The 20,887-nt window shown below is 69.6% G+C and carries 24 protein-coding genes; 18 read left to right on the forward strand and 6 right to left on the reverse strand.

The features are described 5' to 3' along the window. From ACFXI3_RS39490 to lpdA, 4 genes are all read right to left on the reverse strand, one after another. Positions 1–486, reverse strand: coding sequence for a helix-turn-helix domain-containing protein (locus ACFXI3_RS39490; protein ID WP_344268411.1), 486 nt, complete (start codon positions 484–486; stop codon positions 1–3). 5 nt (positions 487–491) lie between these two features. Further along, on the reverse strand, positions 492–1,598 hold the full coding sequence (locus ACFXI3_RS39495; RefSeq protein ID WP_378406622.1) for a serine hydrolase: 1,107 nt from the start codon (positions 1,596–1,598) through the stop codon (positions 492–494). 111 nt (positions 1,599–1,709) lie between these two features. Then, positions 1,710–3,503 carry a 2-oxoglutarate dehydrogenase, E2 component, dihydrolipoamide succinyltransferase gene (gene sucB / locus ACFXI3_RS39500; RefSeq protein WP_378406624.1) on the reverse strand — a complete coding sequence of 598 codons (1,794 nt, stop codon included), beginning with the start codon at positions 3,501–3,503 and terminating at the stop codon, positions 1,710–1,712. Between the two features lie 55 nt (positions 3,504–3,558). Next, entirely contained in the window at positions 3,559–4,932 is a 1,374-nt protein-coding gene (gene lpdA / locus ACFXI3_RS39505; RefSeq protein WP_378406626.1) for a dihydrolipoyl dehydrogenase, read from the reverse strand. 193 nt (positions 4,933–5,125) lie between these two features. On the opposite strand from lpdA, the gene ACFXI3_RS39510 reads away from it, so the two are divergent. The 15 genes from ACFXI3_RS39510 (at position 5,126) to ACFXI3_RS39580 (ending at position 14,755) form a co-directional block, all read left to right on the forward strand. Beyond that, positions 5,126–5,473, forward strand: a complete 348-nt coding sequence (locus ACFXI3_RS39510; protein ID WP_344268400.1) for an oxidoreductase — start codon at positions 5,126–5,128, stop codon at positions 5,471–5,473. Between the two features lie 825 nt (positions 5,474–6,298). Then, positions 6,299–7,606: a preprotein translocase subunit SecY gene (gene secY, locus ACFXI3_RS39515; protein ID WP_344270202.1), complete on the forward strand. Its 1,308-nt coding sequence runs from the start codon at positions 6,299–6,301 to the stop codon at positions 7,604–7,606. Continuing rightward, positions 7,603–8,157 carry an adenylate kinase gene (locus tag ACFXI3_RS39520; RefSeq protein WP_378406628.1) on the forward strand — a complete coding sequence of 185 codons (555 nt, stop codon included), beginning with the start codon at positions 7,603–7,605 and terminating at the stop codon, positions 8,155–8,157. Before secY ends, ACFXI3_RS39520 begins: the two co-directional genes overlap by 4 nt. Positions 8,158–8,201: 44 nt before the next feature. Next, positions 8,202–8,978: a type I methionyl aminopeptidase gene (gene map, locus ACFXI3_RS39525; RefSeq protein ID WP_378406640.1), complete on the forward strand. Its 777-nt coding sequence runs from the start codon at positions 8,202–8,204 to the stop codon at positions 8,976–8,978. A gap of 239 nt (positions 8,979–9,217) precedes the next feature. Then, the gene (gene infA, locus ACFXI3_RS39530; RefSeq protein ID WP_004558881.1) at positions 9,218–9,439 is read left to right on the forward strand and encodes a translation initiation factor IF-1; all 222 of its coding nucleotides are present in this window, start codon (positions 9,218–9,220) and stop codon (positions 9,437–9,439) included. 37 nt (positions 9,440–9,476) lie between these two features. Further along, a complete protein-coding gene (gene rpmJ, locus ACFXI3_RS39535) occupies positions 9,477–9,590 on the forward strand; it encodes a 50S ribosomal protein L36 (RefSeq protein WP_004558882.1) in 114 nt (37 codons plus the stop codon). 197 nt (positions 9,591–9,787) lie between these two features. Beyond that, positions 9,788–10,168, forward strand: a complete 381-nt coding sequence (rpsM, locus tag ACFXI3_RS39540) for a 30S ribosomal protein S13 (protein WP_009072337.1) — start codon at positions 9,788–9,790, stop codon at positions 10,166–10,168. Then, positions 10,165–10,350, forward strand: a complete 186-nt coding sequence (locus tag ACFXI3_RS39545) for a hypothetical protein (RefSeq protein WP_009072338.1) — start codon at positions 10,165–10,167, stop codon at positions 10,348–10,350. Before rpsM ends, ACFXI3_RS39545 begins: the two co-directional genes overlap by 4 nt. A gap of 18 nt (positions 10,351–10,368) precedes the next feature. Then, positions 10,369–10,773, forward strand: a complete 405-nt coding sequence (rpsK, locus tag ACFXI3_RS39550; RefSeq protein WP_009072340.1) for a 30S ribosomal protein S11 — start codon at positions 10,369–10,371, stop codon at positions 10,771–10,773. A gap of 23 nt (positions 10,774–10,796) precedes the next feature. Next, entirely contained in the window at positions 10,797–11,402 is a 606-nt protein-coding gene (gene rpsD, locus ACFXI3_RS39555; protein WP_344270220.1) for a 30S ribosomal protein S4, read from the forward strand. 106 nt (positions 11,403–11,508) lie between these two features. Next, positions 11,509–12,582, forward strand: a complete 1,074-nt coding sequence (locus tag ACFXI3_RS39560) for a DNA-directed RNA polymerase subunit alpha (protein ID WP_009072342.1) — start codon at positions 11,509–11,511, stop codon at positions 12,580–12,582. 42 nt (positions 12,583–12,624) lie between these two features. Further along, entirely contained in the window at positions 12,625–13,170 is a 546-nt protein-coding gene (gene rplQ / locus ACFXI3_RS39565; protein ID WP_378406631.1) for a 50S ribosomal protein L17, read from the forward strand. 72 nt (positions 13,171–13,242) lie between these two features. Next, positions 13,243–14,079, forward strand: coding sequence for a tRNA pseudouridine(38-40) synthase TruA (gene truA / locus ACFXI3_RS39570; protein ID WP_378406633.1), 837 nt, complete (start codon positions 13,243–13,245; stop codon positions 14,077–14,079). Positions 14,080–14,138: 59 nt separating this feature from the next. Continuing rightward, on the forward strand, positions 14,139–14,342 hold the full coding sequence (locus ACFXI3_RS39575) for a CopG family transcriptional regulator (RefSeq protein ID WP_344270230.1): 204 nt from the start codon (positions 14,139–14,141) through the stop codon (positions 14,340–14,342). Then, positions 14,339–14,755, forward strand: coding sequence for a type II toxin-antitoxin system death-on-curing family toxin (locus ACFXI3_RS39580; RefSeq protein ID WP_378406635.1), 417 nt, complete (start codon positions 14,339–14,341; stop codon positions 14,753–14,755). The genes ACFXI3_RS39575 and ACFXI3_RS39580 overlap by 4 nt, the downstream gene beginning before the upstream one ends. Before the next feature lie 55 nt (positions 14,756–14,810). Here ACFXI3_RS39580 and ACFXI3_RS39585 read toward each other — a convergent pair whose 3' ends face one another. Beyond that, positions 14,811–15,530: a hypothetical protein gene (locus ACFXI3_RS39585; RefSeq protein ID WP_067587903.1), complete on the reverse strand. Its 720-nt coding sequence runs from the start codon at positions 15,528–15,530 to the stop codon at positions 14,811–14,813. Between the two features lie 82 nt (positions 15,531–15,612). Next, entirely contained in the window at positions 15,613–16,845 is a 1,233-nt protein-coding gene (gene eccE, locus ACFXI3_RS39590; protein WP_344270242.1) for a type VII secretion protein EccE, read from the reverse strand. Between the two features lie 858 nt (positions 16,846–17,703). On the opposite strand from eccE, the gene eccB reads away from it, so the two are divergent. From eccB to ACFXI3_RS39605, 3 genes are all read left to right on the forward strand, one after another. Next, complete coding sequence (gene eccB / locus ACFXI3_RS39595) at positions 17,704–19,254, forward strand: type VII secretion protein EccB (RefSeq protein ID WP_377926201.1); 1,551 nt, start codon at positions 17,704–17,706, stop codon at positions 19,252–19,254. Positions 19,255–19,344: 90 nt separating this feature from the next. Beyond that, on the forward strand, positions 19,345–19,653 hold the full coding sequence (locus ACFXI3_RS39600) for a hypothetical protein (RefSeq protein ID WP_344270248.1): 309 nt from the start codon (positions 19,345–19,347) through the stop codon (positions 19,651–19,653). After that, positions 19,650–20,735: a WXG100 family type VII secretion target gene (locus ACFXI3_RS39605; protein ID WP_378406638.1), complete on the forward strand. Its 1,086-nt coding sequence runs from the start codon at positions 19,650–19,652 to the stop codon at positions 20,733–20,735. The genes ACFXI3_RS39600 and ACFXI3_RS39605 overlap by 4 nt, the downstream gene beginning before the upstream one ends. The last annotated feature ends 152 nt before the right edge of the window (positions 20,736–20,887 follow it).

The raw sequence follows: 20,887 nt of genomic DNA on the forward strand, positions 1-20,887 counted from the left end.
CTATCGGCCGGGCTCGTGCACACCCGGGCGGAGCTGACCGGCGACGTCGGCGGCGGCGGTCAGCAGCACCAGCGCGGGAATCGCGGCGGTCGGCTTGAGCCGGTAGCTGCCGCGCCGGTCCTGCTCGACCAGCCCGGCCGCGGTGAGCGCCTTGAGGTGGTGATAAAGCCGCCCCGGCGAGCTGAGTTCGGCCGCTTCCTGCAGCGCGGCACCGGTTTGCGCGCCGTCGCGGGCGAGCAGCCGGACGAGCGCGATCCGGTCGGTGTTCGCGAGCGCGGCGAGCACCTCGGCGCGCGGCCCGTCCGGCAGCGAGAGGACCGCGGGCGTGGTGAGCCGGATTTCCCAGCGCAGCTCGGGATCGCTCAATTCACCCTGATAGCCCACGATCCCCTGCGGACCGCTCTGGACGGATTCGGCGGGCCGCCCCTCCAATGCGGCCATCCGGCGTTCGAGCGCCGCGACGCGCTCGGCGAGGTCTTCGGTCATGCGGGTCAGTGTCCCAGCGCGCGCTCCAGGGCTGAGAAGGTGTCCGGGAGGTACAGCGCGTCGACGCACAGCTGAATCAGCACTGGGGCGTACTGGAGATCTTCCGGGGTGCAGTTCTTCAGGAAGATCGTGCTGGTGCCGGGACGGCGGTCCGGCCACAGCACGTCGAACCCGAGAACGAGGAAGCCTGGAAGGTTTCCGCCCTTGTACAGCAAGGCTTTCGAGCCTGAAGGCTTCTTCGTGATGGGCACGTCGAGGAGTTGCTGGGCGAGGACGGCCGCTCGATCGCGGCTCGTGGCGATTTCGTGGTGCAGTCCGAACAACTGCGCGGCGCTGCCCTGTCCGGTCGCGGCCGACCACGCCATGATCGCTTCCGCGGAGGGCGGCTTCTCGGCGGCGCGGGGGAGTACCTGGGCCCGGAACGACGGGTCGCACGCGAACCGGTTCGAAAGCGCGTCTCCCGCTGCTCGGCGGACCTCGACCGGGCTGCCCGGCGGCGGGCAGTACTCGGGAAAATACAGCAGCAGCACCTCGCCGCCGAACATCCGGACGTCCGGCATCCGCCAGCCGCCGCGGGCCGCGGCTTCCCGCAGTGCGTGGTCGCCGAGCCGGGAGCGCAGGTAGTCGGCCGCGGAGTTGTCGCTGACCAAGATCATCGTCTGCGCGATGCTCCGCAGCGGCACGCGCTGATCCGGGTCTTTCGCGACGCCGTACTCGTCGCACGGGATTCCCAGGTAGGTCAACGCGTTTCGGTGGTTTCCGTGGCCGACCGGGCCGTCGCCGATGTACGGATGCCGCGCGCCCCAATCGCCGACGCGCACCTGTTCGGCCGGATCGAGCCGTCCCCGCGCGACCGCGGTCGTGTAGGCGAGCAGATGCACCACCTTGATCGCGGACGCGACAGTGAGCGATCGGTCCGGGAGATGGCTGAACCGGCGGCCGGTGCCGTCGGCGAAAACCGCCGACACGTCGCCTCGGCGCGCCGCGAGCCGGGCGAGCCAGCCTTCGGGAGTGGATTGGTCCGGGGGATCGGCCAGCGCGAGCGAGGGCAGAACGAAAGTGGCGGCCCCCGCTGCTGCGACCGACGTGAGCAAGCTTCGTCGAGTGAGCATGCCGGTCAGCTTACTCCGATATTCCGGAATTTCGGATAAGCCGAAAGTCGGAAAACGCGAAGGCCCCGCACCCGGGCGGGTGCGGGGCCTTCGGCCGAGGGGGTTACCGGATCAGAGACCCAGTTCGTCCTCGAAGTTGCCCTCTTCCAGCCGCTGCTTGATCGTGGTCAGGAAGCGGCCGGCGTCCGCGCCGTCGACCAGGCGGTGGTCGTAGGTCAGCGGCAGGTACGCCATCGAGCGGACCGCGATGGTGTCGTTGCCCTCGGCGTCGGCCACGACGACCGGGCGCTTCACCACGGCACCGGTGCCGAGCATGCCGGACTGCGGCTGCACGATGATCGGCGTGTCGAACAGGGCCCCGTTGGAGCCGATGTTCGTGACGGTGAAGGTGCCGCCGATCAGCTCGTCCGGCTTGATCTTGTTGGCCCGGGCCCGCGCCGCCAGGTCGGCGATGCGGTGCGCGAGACCGGCGAGGCTCAGCTCGCCCGCGTCGTGGATCACGACCGAGAGCAGGCCGCGCTCGGTGTCCACCGCGATGCCCAGGTGCACGGCGCCGTGGTAGGTGATCTCCTTCGTGTCCTCGTCGTAGGACGCGTTGACGTTCGGGTGCTGCTTGAGCGCCTCGACCGTCGCCTTGGCGAAGAACGGCAGGAACGTGAGGTTGACGCCCTCGCGCTCCTTGAACGCCGCCTTCGCGCGCTGGCGCAGCTTGGCGATCTTGGTGACGTCCACCTCGTGCACCTGCGTGAGCTGCGCGGAGACCTGCAGCGACTCGCGGGTCTTGGTGGCGGTGATCTGCCGGATCCGGCTCGCCTTCTGCACGGTGCCGCGCAGGGCGGCGACCTCCGGCGAGACCGCGGCGGCGCGCGGCGCGGCCGGAGCAGCGGCGGCGGCGGCCGGAGCGGACGGGGCCGCGGCAGTGTTGTCCTTCGGGGCCGGAGCCGCCTTCTGCTTGGCCTCGGCCGCGGCGAGCACGTCCTGCTTGCGGATGCGGCCGCCGACTCCGCTGCCGGTCAGCGACGCGAGGTCGATGCCGTGCTCGGAGGCGAGCTTGCGCACCAGCGGAGTGACGTACGGGCCGTCCGCGGACTCGGCCGGGGCCTGGGCGGCCGGGGCCGGAGCTGCCGGGGCTTGGGCCGCGGGAGCCGGAGCGGCGGGCGCGGGGGCCGGGGCGGCCGGAGCCGGGGCGGGCTTGCTTTCCTGCACCGGAGCCGGAGCGGGCTTGGACTCCTGCGCCGGGGCCGGAGCCGGGGCTGCCGGAGCCGCGGCCGGGGCGGCGTTCGCGTCGCCGATGACCGCGAGCACTCCGCCGACCTCGACGGTCTCGTCCTCGCCCGCGCGGATCTCCAGCACGGTGCCGGCGACCGGCGACGGGACCTCGGTGTCGACCTTGTCGGTGGAGATCTCGAGCAGCGGCTCGTCGACCTCCACGGACTCGCCGACCTGCTTCAGCCAGCGGGTGACGGTGCCCTCGGTGACGCTCTCGCCCAGTTCGGGCAGCTTCACCTCGGTGCCCGAACCGCCCGCGGCCGGAGCGGTGTCCGGCTGCGACGGGGCGGACTCGGCCGGGGCGGACGCCGCGGCGGGAGCAGGGGCTTCCTGCTGCTGCGGGGCGGGCTCCGGCTCGGCCTGCTGGGCGGGCGCGGAGGACTCGGGCACGCCGCCGGTGCCGTCGTCGATCACCGCCAGCTCGCCGCCGACCTCGACGGTGTCGTCTTCCTTGGCGCTGATTTTCACGACCGTGCCTGCCACCGGCGACGGTACTTCGGTGTCGACCTTGTCGGTCGAGATCTCGAGCAACGGCTCGTCGACCTCGACCGTGTCGCCCTCCTGCTTCAACCACCGGGTGACGGTGCCCTCGGTGACGCTCTCGCCGAGCTCCGGCAGCGTGACGGAGTAGGCCATTGTTCGCTGGCTCCCTTGATCGCTAAGACGTGGTCTGGATTGTGCTGGTTGCGCGTCAGCTGTGCACGTGCAGCGGCTTGCCCGCGAGGGCGAGGAACGCTTCGCCGAGTGCCTCGGTCTGCGTGGGGTGCGCGTGGATCAGCGGGGCGACGTCCTCCGGGAACGCCTCCCAGCTGTAGATCAGCTGCGCTTCGCCGATCAGCTCGCCGACCCGGTCGCCGACCATGTGCACGCCGACGACGGGGCCGTCCGGCGCCTTCACCAGCTTCACGCCGCCGGAGGTCTTGAGGATCTGGCTCTTGCCGTTGCCGCCGAGGTCGTAGGTGAACGTGGTGACGTCCGAGCCGTACTTCTCCTTGGCCTGCGCCTCGGTGAGCCCGACGGAGGCGACCTCGGGGTGCGAGTAGGTGACGCGCGGGATGCCGCGCTCGTCGATGACGCGCGGGTTCAGGCCGGCGATCTCCTCGGCCACGAAGATGCCCTGCTGGAAGCCGCGGTGCGCGAGCTGAAGGCCCGGCACGATGTCGCCGACCGCGTAGACGTTCGGCAGGTTGGTGCGCAGCCGGTCGTCGGTGAGCACGAAGCCGCGGTCGATCTGGACGCCCGCTTCCTCGTAGCCGTGCCCGGCCGAGTTCGGGCCGCGGCCGACGGCGACCAGCAGCAGGTCGGCTTCCAGCGTTTCGCCGGACTCCAGCGACACGCTGACGCCGTTGTCGTCCTGCTTCGCGCCGGTGAACCGGACGCCGGTCTTGAAACCGATCTTGCGGCGGCGGAACGCGCGCTCGAGCTGCTTGGAGGCGTACTCGTCCTCGTTCGGGACCAGCCGCGGGAGCGCCTCGACCACGGTGACGTCGACCCCGAAGGAGGCCCACACGCTGGCGAACTCCACGCCGATCACGCCGCCGCCGAGCACGACGACCTTCTTCGGCACGTAGTCCAGCGTCAGCGCCTGCTCGCTCGCGATGATGCGGCCGCCGAGCTCGAGGCCGGGAAGCGTGCGCGAGTAGGAACCGGTGGCGAGGATGACGTTCTTGCCGGTGTACCGGGTGCCGTCGACCTCGACGCTGGTGCCGCCGACGAACCGGCCGGTGCCCTCGACGAGGTTCACCTTGTGCGCCTTGGCCAGACCCTGGAGGCCCTTGTACAGCCGGGAGACGATGCCGTCCTTGTACTTGTTCACCCCCGCGATGTCGATGCCCTCGAACACGGCCTTGACGCCGAAGGTCTCGGCGTCGCGGGCCTCGTCGGCGACCTCGGCGGCGTGCAGCAGGGCCTTGGTCGGGATGCAGCCCCGGTGGAGGCAGGTCCCGCCCAGCTTGTCCTTCTCGATCAGCGTGACGGAAAGGCCCAGCTCGGCCGCGCGGAAGGCCGCGGCGTAGCCGCCCGATCCGCCTCCCAGGATCACGAGGTCGGCGGAGGTGTCGCTCACTTCAATAACTCCTCGGCAGCGATAGGGGTGAAGCTTCGGTCGCCGCGGCACCCGGTATAAACGCGCGCGCGACAACAGCCATCTTGTCACTACGCCGATCGGTGTTGCGACCTAGCCGGGCCAAGGCGGCGCTGCGACACCGGCCACACGCGCCACCGGGAATAATGGAGTCCGGACTCTCGCCGGAAGAAAGGTGGTCGAAGTGGGGATCTTCGACTCGTTGCGCCGCCGCGGCAGACGCGGCCCGTCCGCCGGAGCAGGCCGCTCCGGAGGCCAGGCCGATACCCGCTACCTGCAGGAATGGGCTGCCGCCCGACGCGGAGTGGAAGCCTTCGTCGAGCCGAAAACCACGGTGACCGACACCACTGTGGTGCTCGTCGCGCACGACGGCGAATGGACCCGGCGGCGGATCGGGAGTTTCGACGCCGCGCAGCGGTTCGGGCATAAGCACACGATTCCGGTGTATGAGGTGGCGCGGGTTGGTTATCCGCAGCGTATGCGGGATTACACCGAACGGCAGAAGCGGCGGCCGGGGAGTTGAGGTGGGTGGTTGCTCGCCGTAGTCGGTGGGGCTGAGTTCTTGGGGGGCTCGTCGCCTGGCGGCGACATCGCTGGTGGTTGCGTGGGGCACCCCGAAGCTTGATTGTGCTGACGGTTCGGGGGTGCTTGTCAAGGCGGGAAAGATGCCTTGACAAGCACCCCCGAACCGCAGGGAGGCTTCGTATCGGGGTGCGGGGGAGGGGCTGGGTGCCTCGAACGTTGGGTGCACCGGTGCGGTTTGTTGGTGGGTGGGGGCTTGCGCCCCAATGTGGCATTGGGTGCATCGCACGCACCCAATGTGGCGTTCGGTGCGTCTGACGCACCCAATGCCACATTGGGGCGCGTCCCGGCGGTGGGCGGAGGCGGTCCGTGAAGGGCTCCTTGAGGGAATCTGGTTCCGTGAGGGGCCCCTTGAGGGAATGCCGGTTCGGAGGGGAGCCCTGGGGCGGTCCGTGAGGGGAACCCTGAGGGACTCTGAGTCCGTGAAGGTTCCCCTCATGGATCGTCAGCGGGGGCGCGGGCGGTGGCGTTTTTTCGTGCTGCTGTGGGAAAGCCCGCCGAACGGTGCGGGCCGAACAGGTGATCATCTGTGCTCCGACTGGCCTCACCTGCGGCTCAGCGCCGCGGGGCTGTCTCGCGCTGAGACGTAAAACGCACACGCGCTGCGGGCGGCCCGTGCGAAGCTGTTAGAGTCGGCGGCACGCTTCCGGGCCTGTTTGCCCTGAAGCGTTCCTGGCTTGCCAGTGAGTCAGACATCCCGCCGGTCTCGTACCGGCCAAGCCGATCGTCGGTTGGGACGACCGACGACGCCGAGGAGGTCCCCCGCGTGCTCAGCGCATTCCGCTCGGCTCTCGCGACGCCGGATCTACGCAAGAAGATCCTGTTCACGCTAGCCATCGTCGCGGTCTACCGGATCGGTGCAACCATCCCGGCTCCGGGGGTCTCGTTCGCCGCCGTGCAGGCCTGTACCGCACAGGCCGATCAGCAGGGCGTGTACCAGCTGCTCAACCTCTTCAGCGGCGGTGCGCTGCTGCAGCTGTCGCTGTTCGCGACGGGCATCATGCCCTACATCACCGCGAGCATCATCATTCAGCTGCTCACCGTGGTCATCCCTCGCTTCGAGGAGCTGAAGAAGGAAGGCCAGTCCGGCCAGAACAAGCTGACCCAGTACACCCGGTACCTCACGATCGCGCTGGCGATCCTGCAGGCCACCGGCGTGGTCGCGCTGGCCGACCGCGGCACCCTGTTCCAGGGTTGCTCGCAGCCGATCATCCCGGACAACAGCATCTATTCGCTGACGCTGATCGTGGTCACCATGACCGCGGGCACCGCGGTGATGATGTGGCTGGGCGAGCTCATCACCGAGCGCGGCGTCGGCAACGGCATGTCCGTCCTGATCTTCCTGAACATCGCGGCCCGCATCCCGGCCGAGGGCGCCAACATCATCAGCAACGGCGGCGGCGTCGCGCTGGTCGTGGTTCTCGCGTTCGGCTTGGTGATCATCGCCAGCGTCATCTTCGTCGAGCAGGGCCAGCGCCGGATCCCGGTGCAGTACGCCAAGCGCATGGTCGGTCGCCGGATGTACGGCGGCACCTCGACCTACCTGCCGATCAAGGTGAACCAGGCCGGTGTCATCCCGGTCATTTTCGCCTCTTCGCTGCTGTACCTGCCGCAGCTGCTCAGCCAGCTGATCGGCGACCCGCAGAGCAACTCGGGCTGGCAGTCGTTCATTCAGAACTACCTGGTCAACCAGAGCAGCTGGGTGCACATCCTGCTCTACTTCCTGTTGATCATCTTCTTCACCTACTTCTACATCACGATCACGTTCAACGTGGACGAGCGTGCGGAAGAGATGAAGAAGTTCGGCGGCTTCATCCCGGGCATCCGGCCCGGTCGTCCCACCGCCGAGTACCTCAGCTTCGTGCTGGGCCGGATCACTCTTCCCGGCTCGCTGTACCTGGGCATCATCGCGATCCTCCCGAACTTCTTCCTGTCCCTCACCGGCAGCGGGAACAACCAGAACTTCCCGTTCGGTGGCACGGCTGTGCTGATCATGGTCGGCGTCGGGCTCGACACCGTGAAACAGATCGAAAGCCAGCTGATGCAGCGCAACTACGAAGGGTTCTTGAAGTGACGCGACTGGTTCTCGTCGGCCCGCCCGGCGCGGGCAAAGGCACGCAGGCGATTGCCCTGTCCGAGCAGCTGCGGATCCCGCACATCTCGACGGGCGACCTGTTCCGGGCGCACGTGGGCCAGGAGACCCCGCTCGGCCAGGAGGCCAAGCGGTACCTGGACTCGGGCGAACTGGTGCCGGACTCGGTGACCAACGAGATGGTCCGCGAGCGGCTGGCCGAACCGGACGCGAAGGCGGGCTTCCTGCTCGACGGGTTCCCCCGCAACACCAAGCAGGCCGAGGTCCTCGGCGAGATGCTGAGCGACGCCGACACCAAGCTCGACGCGGTCATCCAGCTCGACGTGGCCGAGGACGTCGTCGTCGGCCGCCTCATGTCGCGCGGCCGCTCGGACGACACCGAAGACGTGATCCGCCGCCGCCAGCAGGTGTACGTGTCGGAGACCGCGCCGCTGCTGGAGTACTACGCCGACATCCTGGTGAAGGTCGACGGCGTCGGCGAGGTGCAGGAGATCTCGGACCGCGTGCTGAAAGCGCTGCGCGACCGCACGTGAACCTCGGAGGATTGCGTGTTCTGCAAGTGCTCCGCCGCGGGCGCATGATCGAGGTCAAGACCCGCGGCGAGCTGGAGGCCATGCGGGCGGCAGGACTCGTCGTCGCCCGCACCCTGGCCGGCGTGCGCGAACTCGCGCGGCCCGGGGTCAGCACGGCCGAGCTCGACGAACTGGCCGAGCAGACGATCCGCGACGCCGGCGCGGTGCCCTCGTTCAAGGGCTACCACGGGTTCCCGGCGTCGATCTGCGCCTCGGTGAACGAGCAGATCGTGCATGGCATCCCGTCGAGCAAGCAGGTGCTCGCCGAGGGCGACCTGATCTCGGTCGACTGCGGCGCGATCCTCGACGGCTGGCACGGCGACTCCGCGGTCACGCTGGAGATCGGCGAGGTCAGCGAAAAGGACCGGCAGCTGTCCGCGGCCACCGAACGCGCGATGTGGGCGGGCATCGAAGCCGTCCGCGCGGGTTCCCGGCTCACCGACATCTCGTTCGCTGTGCAGACCGCCGCCGAAAAGGCTGGCCGGGACGACGGCCGCGAGTACGGGATGATCCTCGAGTACGGCGGCCACGGCATCGGCCGCGAGATGCACATGGAGCCGTTCCTGCCGAACGTCGGCAAACCCGGCAAGGGCCCGCGGCTCAAGCCCGGCATGGCGCTCGCGGTCGAGCCCATGCTGACCGGCGGCAGCGGCGAAACCCTCGAACTGGAAGACGGCTGGACGGTCGTCACCATCGACGGTTCGCGCGCCGCGCACTGGGAGCACACCGTCGCCATCACCGAAGACGGTCCCTGGGTGCTCACCCTGCCCGAAGAGTCCTGAGCGGCCCCGCGCCGCCACTCACAAGGGTCTACTTCACCCCCGGTCGACGGGGCACTGCACGGGTTGCGTACACTGTCAAGTCGGCGCGCTCATGCGCCGGTTCCAGCATGCTCGTGAATTCTCGCGAACCTCATGGACCCGGGGCCGAGTGTGGCCGAGCACCACCCAGTAAGCAAGGACTCGAGCTCAAAACCGATCACGCTGTGCACATCAAGCGTGCATCAGGGATTGCGGAGGACATGGCTAAGAAAGACGGGGCCATCGAGGTCGAAGGCCGCGTGGTCGAGCCGCTCCCCAACGCGATGTTCCGCGTCGAGTTGGAGAACGGCCACAAGGTCCTGGCACACATCAGCGGCAAGATGCGGCAGCACTACATCCGCATCCTGCCGGAGGACAGGGTTGTCGTGGAGCTGTCGCCCTACGACCTCTCCCGTGGTCGCATCGTCTACCGCTACAAGTGATCACGCCAGAGCCGAGCAGAGCAGGAAGCAGGAAGACGTGAAGGTCCAGCCGAGCGTCAAGAAGATCTGCGACAAGTGCAAGGTGATCCGCCGTCACGGCCGGATCATGGTGATCTGCGAGAACCTGCGTCACAAGCAGCGTCAGGGCTGACCACCGCACTGCAGCAGGCCGCTTGACGGCTACCCACCCTCCCCGTACCTGCCGGGCCGCGAAAGCGGCCCGGTGCACCCCCGGACTTCAGGCCGGGGCCGGGACACCCGGGGCGCAAGCCCCGGGCACGACAGGCGAGTCGGTTCCGGAACCGGACGGGGAGCAGACCTGGAGACGAACCCGAAAAAGGAGCACCAGTGGCACGACTCGCTGGCGTCGACCTCCCCCGCGAGAAGCGGTTGGAGATCGCGCTGACTTACATCTACGGGATCGGCCGTACCCGCTCGAAGCAGATGATCGCTGCTGCCGAGCTGAACGCCGACACCCGCGTCAAGGACCTCAGCGACGAGGATCTCGTCAAGCTGAAGGACTACATCGACGAAAACTTCAAGGTCGAGGGTGACCTTCGCCGTGAGGTGAACGCCGACATCCGGCGCAAGATCGAGATCGGGACCTACCAGGGTCTGCGCTGGCGTCGCGGTCTGCCGGTGCGCGGTCAGCGCACCAAGACCAACGCCCGCACCCGCAAGGGCCCGAAGAAGACGGTCGCCGGCAAGAAGAAGGCTGGCAAGAAGTGAGCACCCAGGGCAAGAAGGTCGTTCGCATGGGCGGTTCCGTCCGTCGCTCCACGGCTTGTGTCTCGCCCAAGGCGCTCTACGCCCGCCCGATGGCACTGCGCAACCTCTACACCGACGCCGGATCCATCATCCGCCGCGGGCAGCAGGAAGCGGTCGCCGCTCACCAAGAGAACGCGCGCTAACAGGAGATCCCTCAGAACATGCCACCCAAGAGCCGCACTGCGGGGGCCAAGAAGGTCCGCCGCAAGGAAAAGAAGAATGTCGCGCACGGTCACGCGCACATCAAGAGCACCTTCAACAACACCATCGTCTCGATCACGGACCCGACCGGCGCCGTGATCGCGTGGGCGTCGAGCGGCCACGTGGGCTTCAAGGGCTCGCGCAAGTCGACTCCGTTCGCCGCGCAGATGGCCGCCGAGAACGCCGCCCGCAAGGCTGCCGAGCACGGCATGAAGAAGGTCGACGTTTTCGTGAAGGGCCCGGGTTCGGGCCGCGAGACGGCGATCCGCTCGCTGCAGGCGGCCGGCCTCGAGGTCGGCACCATCCAGGACGTGACCCCGCAGCCTCACAACGGCTGCCGCCCGCCCAAGCGGCGCCGGGTCTGAGGAACGGGGAGGAGTACTAAGAAATGGCTCGTTACACCGGCCCCGCGACGCGTATTTCGCGTCGCCTCAAGGTTGACCTCATCGGCGGCGACCAGGCTTTCGAGCGTCGCCCCTACCCGCCGGGCCAGCACGGCCGCGGGCGCATCAAGGAGTCCGAGTACCTCCTGCAGTCGCAGGAGAAGCAGAAGGCTCGCTACACCTACGGCGTTCTCGAGCGCCAGTTCGTCCGGTACTACAAGGAAGCCGTGCGGCGTCCGGGCAAGACCGGTGAGAACCTGCTGCAGATCCTCGAGTCCCGGCTGGACAACGTGATCTACCGCGCCGGCATCGCCCGCACCCGCCGTCAGGCGCGGCAGCTGGTGAGCCACGGCCACTTCCTGGTCAACGGCGTCAAGGTCAACGTGCCGTCCTACCAGGTCACCAAGTGGGACATCATCGACGTCAAGCCGAAGTCGGCGGGCACGCTTCCGTTCGTGGTCGCGAAGGAGTCCTTCGGCGACCGTCCGGTCCCGGCGTGGCTGCAGGTCGTTCCGTCGAACCTCCGCGTGCTGGTCCACCAGTTGCCGGAGCGCGCGCAGATCGATGTTCCGGTTCAGGAACAGTTGATCGTCGAGCTTTACTCGAAGTAACCGGTCTCTGCGACTGGTTGCAGGGCGGCGGCGCCCAGAGTGCGCCGCCGCCACGCCATCCCTTCGACGTCATATGGCGGGCGTCGTCTGGAAAGGAAACTAAGAAATGCTGATTTCCCAGCGGCCGGCTCTCGGCGAAGAGACGGTCAACGAGACTCGCTCCCGGTTCACCATCGAGCCGCTGGAGCCCGGCTTCGGCTACACGCTCGGCAACTCGCTGCGGCGCACGCTGCTGTCGTCCATCCCGGGCGCGGCCGTGACGAGCATCCGCATCGACGGCGTGCTGCACGAATTCACCACCGTTCCCGGGGTGAAGGAAGACGTCACCGACATCATCCTGAACCTGAAGGAACTGGTCGTGTCCTCGGAAGAGGACGAGCCGGTCACCATGTACCTGCGCAAGCAGGGCCCCGGTGAGGTCACGGCTGCCGACATCGTGCCGCCCGCGGGCGTCACCGTGCACAACCCGGATCTGCACATCGCGTCGCTGAACGGCAAGGGCAAGCTCGAGATCGAGCTCGTCGTCGAGCGCGGCCGCGGTTACGTTCCGGCCCTGCAGAACAAGCAGGCGGGCGCGGAGATCGGCCGGATCCCGGTCGACTCGATCTACTCGCCGGTGCTGAAGGTGACCTACAAGGTCGAGGCCACCCGTGTCGAGCAGCGCACCGACTTCGACAAGCTGATCCTGGACGTCGAGACCAAGCCGTCGATCACCGCGCGCGACGCGGTGGCCTCGGCCGGCAAGACGCTGGTGGAGCTGTTCGGTCTCGCCCGCGAGCTGAACGTCGACGCCGAGGGCATCGAGATCGGCCCGTCGCCGCAGGAGGCGGACACCATCGCCGCCTACGCGATGCCGATCGAGGACCTGGACCTCACCGTCCGGTCGTACAACTGCCTGAAGCGCGAAGGCATCCACACCGTTGGCGAGCTGGTCTCGCGCAGCGAGGCGGACCTTCTCGACATCCGCAACTTCGGCGCCAAGTCGATCGACGAGGTCAAGCTGAAGCTCGTCGGCCTCGGCCTCGCGCTGAAGGACAGCCCGCCCGGGTTCGACCCGTCCGCGGCTGCCACCAGCTACGACGGCGAAGGCTGGTCGGAAGGGGTCGCCGGCATCGGCGGCGGGATTTCGGACGACGGCCACGACGATGGCCAGGACTACGCAGAGACCGAGCAGCTCTGAGGCCTCGTGCCCGGACGCTGTGAGCTGAACTAGGAGAAAGTCATGCCCACCCCTACCAAGGGAGCCCGGCTCGGCGGGTCTGCCGCGCACGAGCGGCTGATCCTGGCCAACCTGGCCACTCAGCTGTTCGAGCACGGCAAGATCACGACGACCGAGGCCAAGGCCAAGCGGGTCCGCCCGCTGGCCGAGAAGCTGATCACCAAGGCGAAGCGGGGCGACCTGCACAACCGTCGCCTGGTGCAGAAGGTCGTCCGGGACAAGGACGTCGTGCACAAGCTGTTCGCCGAGATCGGCCCGCACTTCGCGGAGCGCGCCGGCGGTTACACCCGCATCACCAAGACGATGCCGCGCAAGGGCGACAACGCCGCCATGGCCGTCATCGAACTGGTCGCGGAGAAGACCGTCACCTCTGAGGCCGAGCGGGCCCGCGGCACCAAGTTCGCCAAGGACGAGGTCGCCGCCGCTCCGGTCGTCGAGGAAGCCGCTGAGGCTCCCGCCTCGACCGAAGAGGCCCCGGCTGCCGAAGAGGCCGCCCCGGCCGCGGACGAGGCTGCTGCCTCGGACGACGCGGACGCCAAGAAGGACTGAGTCCTGCCGGCACTGTCTACATCGGACGAGCCCGCCGCTCCCCACGGGGAGGGCGGGCTCGTTCGTCTGCGCTTGGACGTGAGTTACGACGGCACGGATTTCTCCGGCTGGGCCCGCCAGCCCGGCCGCCGCACCGTGCAGGCCGAACTGGAACAGGCGTTGCAGCGCCAGCCGCCGGGGGAGTCGGTGCCGAAGTCCGTGGTCGTCGCGGGCCGCACGGATGCCGGGGTGCACGCGACGGGTCAGGTCGTGCACGTCGACGTCGTCCCGTTCGCGCCTGGTGCGCCGGGGCGGATTCCCGTGGACGAACGGGGAATCCCGGATCTGACGCGGATGCGCGGCCGCTGGAACAAGCTTTTGCCCGCCGACGCCCGGGTGTTGAACGCCCGCGTGGCCCCGGCGGGTTTCGACGCCCGGTTCTCGGCCATCCGCAGGCACTACCGGTATCGCGTCTCAGATGCCCCGTGGGGCGTCGATCCCTTGCGGCGCAACGACACTCTGGCCTGGGGCCGTCCACTGTCGACAGAGCGGATGAACGCCGCCGCTGAGACCTTGCTGGGGCTGCAGGACTTCGCGGCGTACTGCAAACAGCGCGAGGGCGGCACGACGATCCGCGAGCTGCAGCGTCTGGAATGGACCCGGATCGACGAGCACCTGCTGGAAGTCCGGGTCAGCGCGGACGCGTTCTGCCATTCCATGGTCCGGAGCCTGGTCGGGGTGTTGCTGCTCGTGGGGGACGGGCGGCGCGGAACCGGCTGGCCTGGCGATGTTTTGGCGAGCGGGGCGCGGGACAGCGCGGTCGCTCCGGCGCACGGGCTGACGTTGACGGCGGTGGACTACCCGCCCGACGATCTGCTGGCCGCGCGGGCGGAGCAGACCCGGAATGTGCGGTCGTCGACCGAGCTTTAGGCCGGGCCTGCGGTAAAAGAGCAGGCCACCGGTGATACCAGAGTGGTATCATCCACCTCATGGCGATGACTTTGCGGTTGAACGACGAGTTGGAGCGTGCGCTCGCGTTGCTTGCCGAGGCGGACGGGGTGAGCAAGCACGAAGCGGTGGTGCGTGCGATCGCGGACGCCGCGGCCCGCCGGGTCCGGGACGACCGGGTTCGAGACCTGTCCGCGGAAGGCCGCGCCCGCTACGCCTCCCTGCTTGATCGCCTGGCGCAGTGATCGAGTACCTGACGCTCGACGATCTGCTCACGCTGGCGGGCGATCTCGGGGTGCCCCGGGTACGCGATCTGGGCTTGCTCGACGCGGCGGCGCACCGGCCGCAGTCCTCGCTGATGGGGCAGGACGCTTATCCGGACCCGCACGAGAAAGCCGCGGTGCTGCTGGAATCCATCGTCCGGAACCATCCGCTGATCGACGGCAACAAGCGGCTGGGCTGGATGTCGGTGTACGTCTTCTACGGGCTCAACGACTACGACCTGGACGCGCCGGAGGACGACGCGTACGACCTGGTGATCGCGACCGCGACCGGGACTTTGCCGTATCAGGCGGTGGCTGAGCGCCTGGCGGAGTGGGCCATCGGCCTCCCGCCGAATGTGGTGGTCTTGACTGAGGCCGAACACCGCAAACTGTGAAAAGGCCTCCTTGCCGGAATCCCGGCAAGGAGGCCTTTCGACGTTCCGGAGGTGCTCAGTCGCCCCGGCGAACCGGACCGAGCAGCTGCTGTTCCTTCTGCGTCGTGACCAGCCGCAGCGGACGCCACAGGTTCGTGCCCAGCGCGACGACCTGGTCGTCCTTCAACGTGGTCAGCTGGCGCATCATCTGCGGCGGCAGCCGCCAGATGCGGGCGGCCAGTTCAGCCTGTCCGGCGGGCAGCCGCTGCATCAGCACGAGGTCCGCCGCATTCGCCGTGGTGCCCGCCTGCGGGTGCAGGTACGGCAGCACGTACACCGTGGTCTGCCAGGGCGAGCGGGGCGGGAACAGGTCCTGCGGGGTCGGGCCGCCGTCGGTCACCACGAGCAGCGGGGCGTCCTCGGACGGGCGCGGCAGCTCGACCGGCGAAAGCCGGCGGATCTGCACCAGCGGCGACGGACGTCCGTCGCGGCTTCCGGCGGCCTGCTGCAGCACCTGCCACGCCGCCGGACGTCCGGTGGCCACGACCACCCAGGCGCCCGTCGCCATGGCGCGCATCGCGACCTGACGGGCCAGGTAGAGGCCTCCGACGAGCACGATGCGGGTCGGCTGCGAGCGCAGCGCCGACACCGTCAGCGGTTCGCCCTTGAGGCCGGAGCCGAGGACGACGCCGCCGCGGTCGCCGGACGGGCTAATCGCGTCGAGCATGGCCGGGTCGACGGTGAATTCCGGGGCGACGCCGGTGTTCTGCCCGGCGTCGCGAACTCGGGTGCTCATGCCGCCGCCTCCTTGAGGAGTTTCACGCCGACTGCCCGGGAGGCGGCGGCATGAATAACGATGATTCGCTGGCAAGCGGCGCTCATGCCGTCCCTCCGATCGGCAGCGTCGCGGAGAACGCCGAGATCTGCATGCCCTTCAACGGGGTCAGGTCGACGTCCAGCCGCTCCGCGATGCTCTGCAGCCGCTGGTCGGCCGCGTCCAGCTCACGCGGGTTGCGGGCGCTGAGCCGCACCACGCCGCGCAGGCCGATGCGGCCCTCGTCGGCGGACGGCGAGATCGCCATGGCGACCGTCGCGGACAGCGCGCGCACGCTGGTGAGCCCGTTGAGGCTGCCGCTGATCTTTCCCTTGGGCCAGCCGGTGATCGCGTAGCTGGAGTGCCCGATGCCGGCCGCGGTGACGCCGGTCCAGCTCTCCTGCAGGCTGACCTTCTCGTTCGAACCGGCGACCGCGGTGAGCTCGGCCGCCGAAATGCTGGCGCGCAGCAGCTCGTCCGGGTCGAGCGGCCGGGTCGGCACGCCCTGGGATTCCAGCGCGTTCCGCACCCGCGACAGCGCGCCGATCATCGCGCGGTGCGCGCCGACGACGCCGCCGCCGCGTTCCCGGATCGCCTCCGGGCAGCGCCGCGGGTCGAGCCGGACCGCGATCCACGTCGTCCGCCGCGCGGCCGCGGGCAGCGGGCCGAGCACCTCGAGATAGGAGCTGAGCGCCGGGGCGTCCGCGGGCATCGCGGCCGAACCCGGGTAGCTGTGCCAGATCATCTGGATGGAATCGAGCAGCACGCCGCGGTCTTCCAGGCACGGCGCGAGCGCGGACAGCGGAAGGCTGGGCGCGCCGCCGGCCTGGGAGATCATCGCCGGCATCGGCTCGACGAGCAGGACCGCGGTCCAGGTGCCGTCGTTCCAGGCGATGCCGACTTCCTGCCGTTCGTGGTCGACGGCGTGCGCCACCACGAGGTCCGGCACGGCCAGCCGCAGCAGGCTGACGCGCGCGTCCTCCGGGCCGGTGACGGCGCTTTCCTCGGCGAGTTCCTCGATGCTGGTCGGCGGCGGAGGGGTCGCCACCCGGCCGCGCGAGCGGAACCGGTACCGCAACGTCAGCGAAAGCCACTGGGTGAACCAGCGCCCGCCGACGCGCAGGAACGCGAAGATCAGGCCGAGCGCCGCGACGCCGATCGCGACGTACTTGAGCTGCATGTTGATCGCGAGCAGCACGAGCCCGATCGCGACGCCGACTTCCAGCACGACCAGGTTGACCACCGGCAGCGGGCCGAGCGAGATGCCGCCGGAGCGCCGCCGCGAGGGCGGGGCCATCCGGAGCGCGGTCGCGGTGCCGCCGCCGGTCGGCGCGGGTTCGCTGCTTTCGGGGCCGCCGCCCGGTCCGCCGGGACTGCCAGGGCCACCCGGGCCGCCAGGTCCGCCGCCGCCGGGACCGCCCGGACCACCGGGACCGCCGCCGCCAGGGCCTCCCGGACCGCCGGGGCCACCGCCGCCGGGTCCACCGGGACCGCCAGGGCCGCCGGGACCACCCGGACGGGGACCGCCAGGCCCGCCGCCGCCAGGACGTCCAGTGCGCGGGCCGGTGGGGCCACCAGGTCCGCCCGGTCCACCAGGACCACCGGGATTGGGGCCGCCAGGTCCGCCAGGCTTAGGACCGCCGGGACCACCGGGGCCGCCAGGCTTGGGTCCGCCGGGCCCAGGCGCGCCGGGGCCGCCGGGCTTGGGAACACCGGGTCCGGGAGTGACCGGCCCGCCCGGCCGTCCGGGACCGCCGGGTCCGCCAGGACCTCCGGGCCCGCCGGGAGCGGGAGTGCGAGGGGGCATGCCGGGACCGCCGGGAGCCGCACCGGGTCCGCCGGTTCTGCCGGGCCGCTGCGGCGGACCCGGGGGACGTCCCCCGGGAGGCGGTGGCGGTCCCTGCGGACCAGGCGGACGTGGAGGCGTGCTGACGGACATCCGCGCGTTCTCTTCCCCTCGTGAGTGCTGCGTACCCGGAAAGCCGGTCCCGGGATGCCTGACCCTAACCGGAGTTGGTAGAAACCCCACACCAGACGGTCCCCGTACGGCTATCCTGCGGAACCGTACCGCGACGGGGAGGACTGTAGGTCGAGAATGCCATCAACACCCACGACTAAGTCTCAGGTTCAGGCATACAAGTTCGTCCTGCGCAGGATGCAGTCCGCGCTGGTCCGCCGTGATGCGGTGATGTTGCACGACCCGATGCGCTCGCACGGGCGCGCGACCGCGGTCGGCGTCATCCTCGGCGTGCTGGGCGCCGTCGTTTTCGTGCTGTGGGGCCTGTTGAGCCCCGCGCCCGCGGTGCCGCAGTCGGACAACATCGTGATCGGCGAGCAGTCCGGCACCGTGTATGTCGTCACGGGCAACCCGTCGCGACTGATTCCCACCTTCAACCTCGCGTCGGCGCGGCTGATCCTCATGGCGCAGAAGCAGCAGAGCAGCCAGGGACAGCCGGGCGGCGGCCAAGGCGGCCAGCAGCAGGCGGCCGAGGTGAAGAACCCGACTGTCGTCTCCGATGAACAGTTGAAGAACATGCCGCGCGAGAAGCTCACCGGCATCCCGGACGGGCCGCAGCTGCTGCCGTCGGCGGACCAGCGGATCACCCCCAACTGGGCGGTGTGCGACGAGGTCGTGCTCGACTTGTCGCTGCCGCAGCCGGATTCGGTCAACAAGACCAACACCGACGTGATCGCCGGCATCGACAAGCTCGGCAGCGAACTGCAGCAGAACCAGGCGCTGCTCGGCGACGCCGGGAACGGCAAGACCTACCTCATCTACCGGTCGAACGCGAACACCGTGCGCGCCGAGGTGCCGTCCGGCTCCAACGACCCGGTGCGGTCCGCGCTGCATCTGCCGACGAAGTCGCGCAAGGTGTCGCAGGCTTTGCTGAACGCGATCCCCGAGGTCACCAAGCTGATCCCGCCGCCGGTGGCCGACGAGGGTTCGACGCCGTCGAGCAGCTTCGACGGACTGACCGTCGGCAACGTCTTCTCGACCCAGCCGACCGGCGGGGCGCAGGAGTTCTGGCTCATCGCGAAGAACGGCATCCAGAAGGTGTCGCCCGCGGTCGCGGACATCGTCCGCACGGCGAAGAGCGGCGGCACGGCCACCACGCCGACGCTGGGCCTCGACAAGATCAACAACGTCAAGGTGCTGCAGCAGGGCGACCCCGGCTACGTGCGGGTCGACACCTACCCGCAGGTCGTGCCGACCGTTCTCGACGCCGTCCAGTCGCCGGTGTCGTGTCTCGGTTGGACACTCAACGCCGACCACAGCCAGGCGCACACCTCGGTCTACATCAACAAGCAGATCCCGGTGGAGAAGAACGCCGACGGCACCTCGAAGATCATCAGCGTCAGCAACACCGGCCCGAACGGCGTGCCGATCACCGGCTTCTACATGCCGACCGGGTACGGCGCGGTGGTGCAGTCGGCCACCGAGACGAGCGCGACCTTCAACAAGGGACCGATCCAGCTGATCTCCGACCGCGGCATCCGCTACGGCGTCCCGGACGCGGCGACCGCGGAGGAGCTGGGGCTGAACAACCGGCTTCCCGCTCCGGAATCGATCATCGGGCTGCTGCCGACCGGGGCGTCGCTGAACGTGCAGAACGTCATGAAGCAGTTCGATTCGGTGCCGATCGACCCGAACGCGGGCTCGTACAAACCGCAGGCGGCCGGACAGCAGCAACCCGCGGGGAACTGACAGCGGGTTCCGTCCGTCACACTCGGACATAGCCGGGTGAGCGGAGGGTTCAACGTGTCAGCGCCGGGAAGCAGTCCGGGAACAAGCGCCGTGCGGATCGACGGCGCGGTCGTCGGCGGCTACGCGGCGAAAGTCGCGCAGGCGGCCGACGAACTGGAGACCGCCGCGGGCGAGGTGGGCGCGCGAGCGACCACCGCCGAGGCGTACGGCGAGGCGGCCGCGCGGCTGGGCGTGCCGGAGTCGTACGCGCAGGCTTCGCAGGCGTTGCGCGGCCAGCTCACCGCCGGGGTGGCCGCGCTGCGGTCGGTCACCGCGGCGCTGGAGCAGCTCACCACCGGCCACGCCGAGCGGGACGCCGACGCAGCCGAGCGGATCGAGCGCGCCGGGAGGATCTCGTGACGGAGCCGTCTCTGGCGTACGTGACCGAGCTCGCCCGCGAGCTGGGTGTGCCGGATCCGGTCGCCGCCTACTACCAGCCGCTCACCGGCCGCTGGGAGGAACTGGACGCGGAGGCCGAGAGCCTGCGTGCCGCGGCCCGCACGGCGGCCAGGGTGTCCAAGGACCTCGCGGAGGATCTCGGCCGGATCGACGCGTCGTGGTCCGGCCCCGACGCGGACGCGTTTGTCGCCTACCTTGGCGAAATTCGCGCCGCGAGCGAGGGGGCGGAGGACGCGCTCGACGCGCTCGCCGGTTCGCTCGACCAGCTCACCGAATCACTGCGCAAGATCGCGGGCGCGGCGGAGGAGGTGCTGGTCGACGCCGCTGATTTGCTGTCCGAATCGGCGATGCTGCCCAGTGGGGGCGCTTCCCGGGCGCGTTCGCAGATGCGGGAGACCGAGCAGTCGCTGAAGTCCTTGCACGAGGCGGCGGAGGACGTGCTGCGCGAGTTCGGCCGGTTGTGCTCCGGGGTCGACGCTCCGGCGGGGAGCCCGTCGAGCATCGAACTGCGGCACCACTATCCGGCGGAGCAGTTCCGGCTGCACGACGCGGACGGGCCCGCGAGTGCCCCCGCGGGCGCCGCTGCCGGGACCAGTCCGTCGGCCGATGCCGCGGCCGGAGAGTCCACAGTGGCCTCGGCGGCCTCGGCGGCCTCGGCGGCCTCTGCCGAGTCCGCTTCGGACGATTCGGTGAGCCCGTCCGCCGCCGAGGATTCCCATCACGGCAAGGAAACCGCCGCCGATCCGCGGCTGGAGCAAGGTCAGGCGGGCATTCCGCCGGTCGAGCCGGTCGCCCCGGCACCGCAGGCCGCGGCGGCGAATCAGGGCTCGGGCACGTCGATGATGCCGATGATGGGCTTCGCCGGAATGGGCGGCGGAGGCGGTGGCGGCGGAATCTCGCAGCACAAGCCGAGGCAGCGCACGGCGGCGAAGACCTCCGAGATCTTCGGCGAGCCCGCGCAGGTGACTCCGCCGGTGATCGGCCAGGACCCGCCCGCGCGGCGGCCGGAGAAGGACGGGAAGCCGCCGAAACCCGGAAAATGACCGGAAGGGGGGGGGGGGGGGGCGCCCCCGCCCCCCAAGCCGGGCTCGGCGGGGTTGCTGGGCCGGGGCCGGGCTTTTTTTTGTTAAGAGTACCCCCACACCCCCCCCCCCCCCCACCGCTGCGGGAGTGGAGAGCCGCCTCGGCCGCGTTT

The sequence above is a fragment of the Amycolatopsis sp. NPDC059235 genome (assembly GCF_042754125.1).
Taxonomy (GTDB): domain Bacteria; phylum Actinomycetota; class Actinomycetes; order Mycobacteriales; family Pseudonocardiaceae; genus Amycolatopsis; species Amycolatopsis albidoflava.

What these genes read in the sequence shown, in the direction of transcription:
- ACFXI3_RS39490 (WP_344268411.1), bottom strand. Translation starts at nt 486, where the DNA reads ATGACCGAAGACCTCGCCGAGCGCGTCGCGGCGCTCGAACGCCGGATG.
- ACFXI3_RS39495 (WP_378406622.1), bottom strand. Translation starts at nt 1,598, where the DNA reads ATGCTCACTCGACGAAGCTTGCTCACGTCGGTCGCAGCAGCGGGGGCC.
- sucB (WP_378406624.1), bottom strand. Translation starts at nt 3,503, where the DNA reads ATGGCCTACTCCGTCACGCTGCCGGAGCTCGGCGAGAGCGTCACCGAG.
- map (WP_378406640.1), top strand. Translation starts at nt 8,202, where the DNA reads ATGATCGAGGTCAAGACCCGCGGCGAGCTGGAGGCCATGCGGGCGGCA.
- infA (WP_004558881.1), top strand. Translation starts at nt 9,218, where the DNA reads ATGGCTAAGAAAGACGGGGCCATCGAGGTCGAAGGCCGCGTGGTCGAG.
- rpsK (WP_009072340.1), top strand. Translation starts at nt 10,369, where the DNA reads ATGCCACCCAAGAGCCGCACTGCGGGGGCCAAGAAGGTCCGCCGCAAG.
- rpsD (WP_344270220.1), top strand. Translation starts at nt 10,797, where the DNA reads ATGGCTCGTTACACCGGCCCCGCGACGCGTATTTCGCGTCGCCTCAAG.
- ACFXI3_RS39560 (WP_009072342.1), top strand. Translation starts at nt 11,509, where the DNA reads ATGCTGATTTCCCAGCGGCCGGCTCTCGGCGAAGAGACGGTCAACGAG.
- rplQ (WP_378406631.1), top strand. Translation starts at nt 12,625, where the DNA reads ATGCCCACCCCTACCAAGGGAGCCCGGCTCGGCGGGTCTGCCGCGCAC.
- ACFXI3_RS39575 (WP_344270230.1), top strand. Translation starts at nt 14,139, where the DNA reads ATGGCGATGACTTTGCGGTTGAACGACGAGTTGGAGCGTGCGCTCGCG.
- ACFXI3_RS39585 (WP_067587903.1), bottom strand. Translation starts at nt 15,530, where the DNA reads ATGAGCACCCGAGTTCGCGACGCCGGGCAGAACACCGGCGTCGCCCCG.
- eccE (WP_344270242.1), bottom strand. Translation starts at nt 16,845, where the DNA reads ATGGCCCCGCCCTCGCGGCGGCGCTCCGGCGGCATCTCGCTCGGCCCG.
- eccB (WP_377926201.1), top strand. Translation starts at nt 17,704, where the DNA reads ATGCAGTCCGCGCTGGTCCGCCGTGATGCGGTGATGTTGCACGACCCG.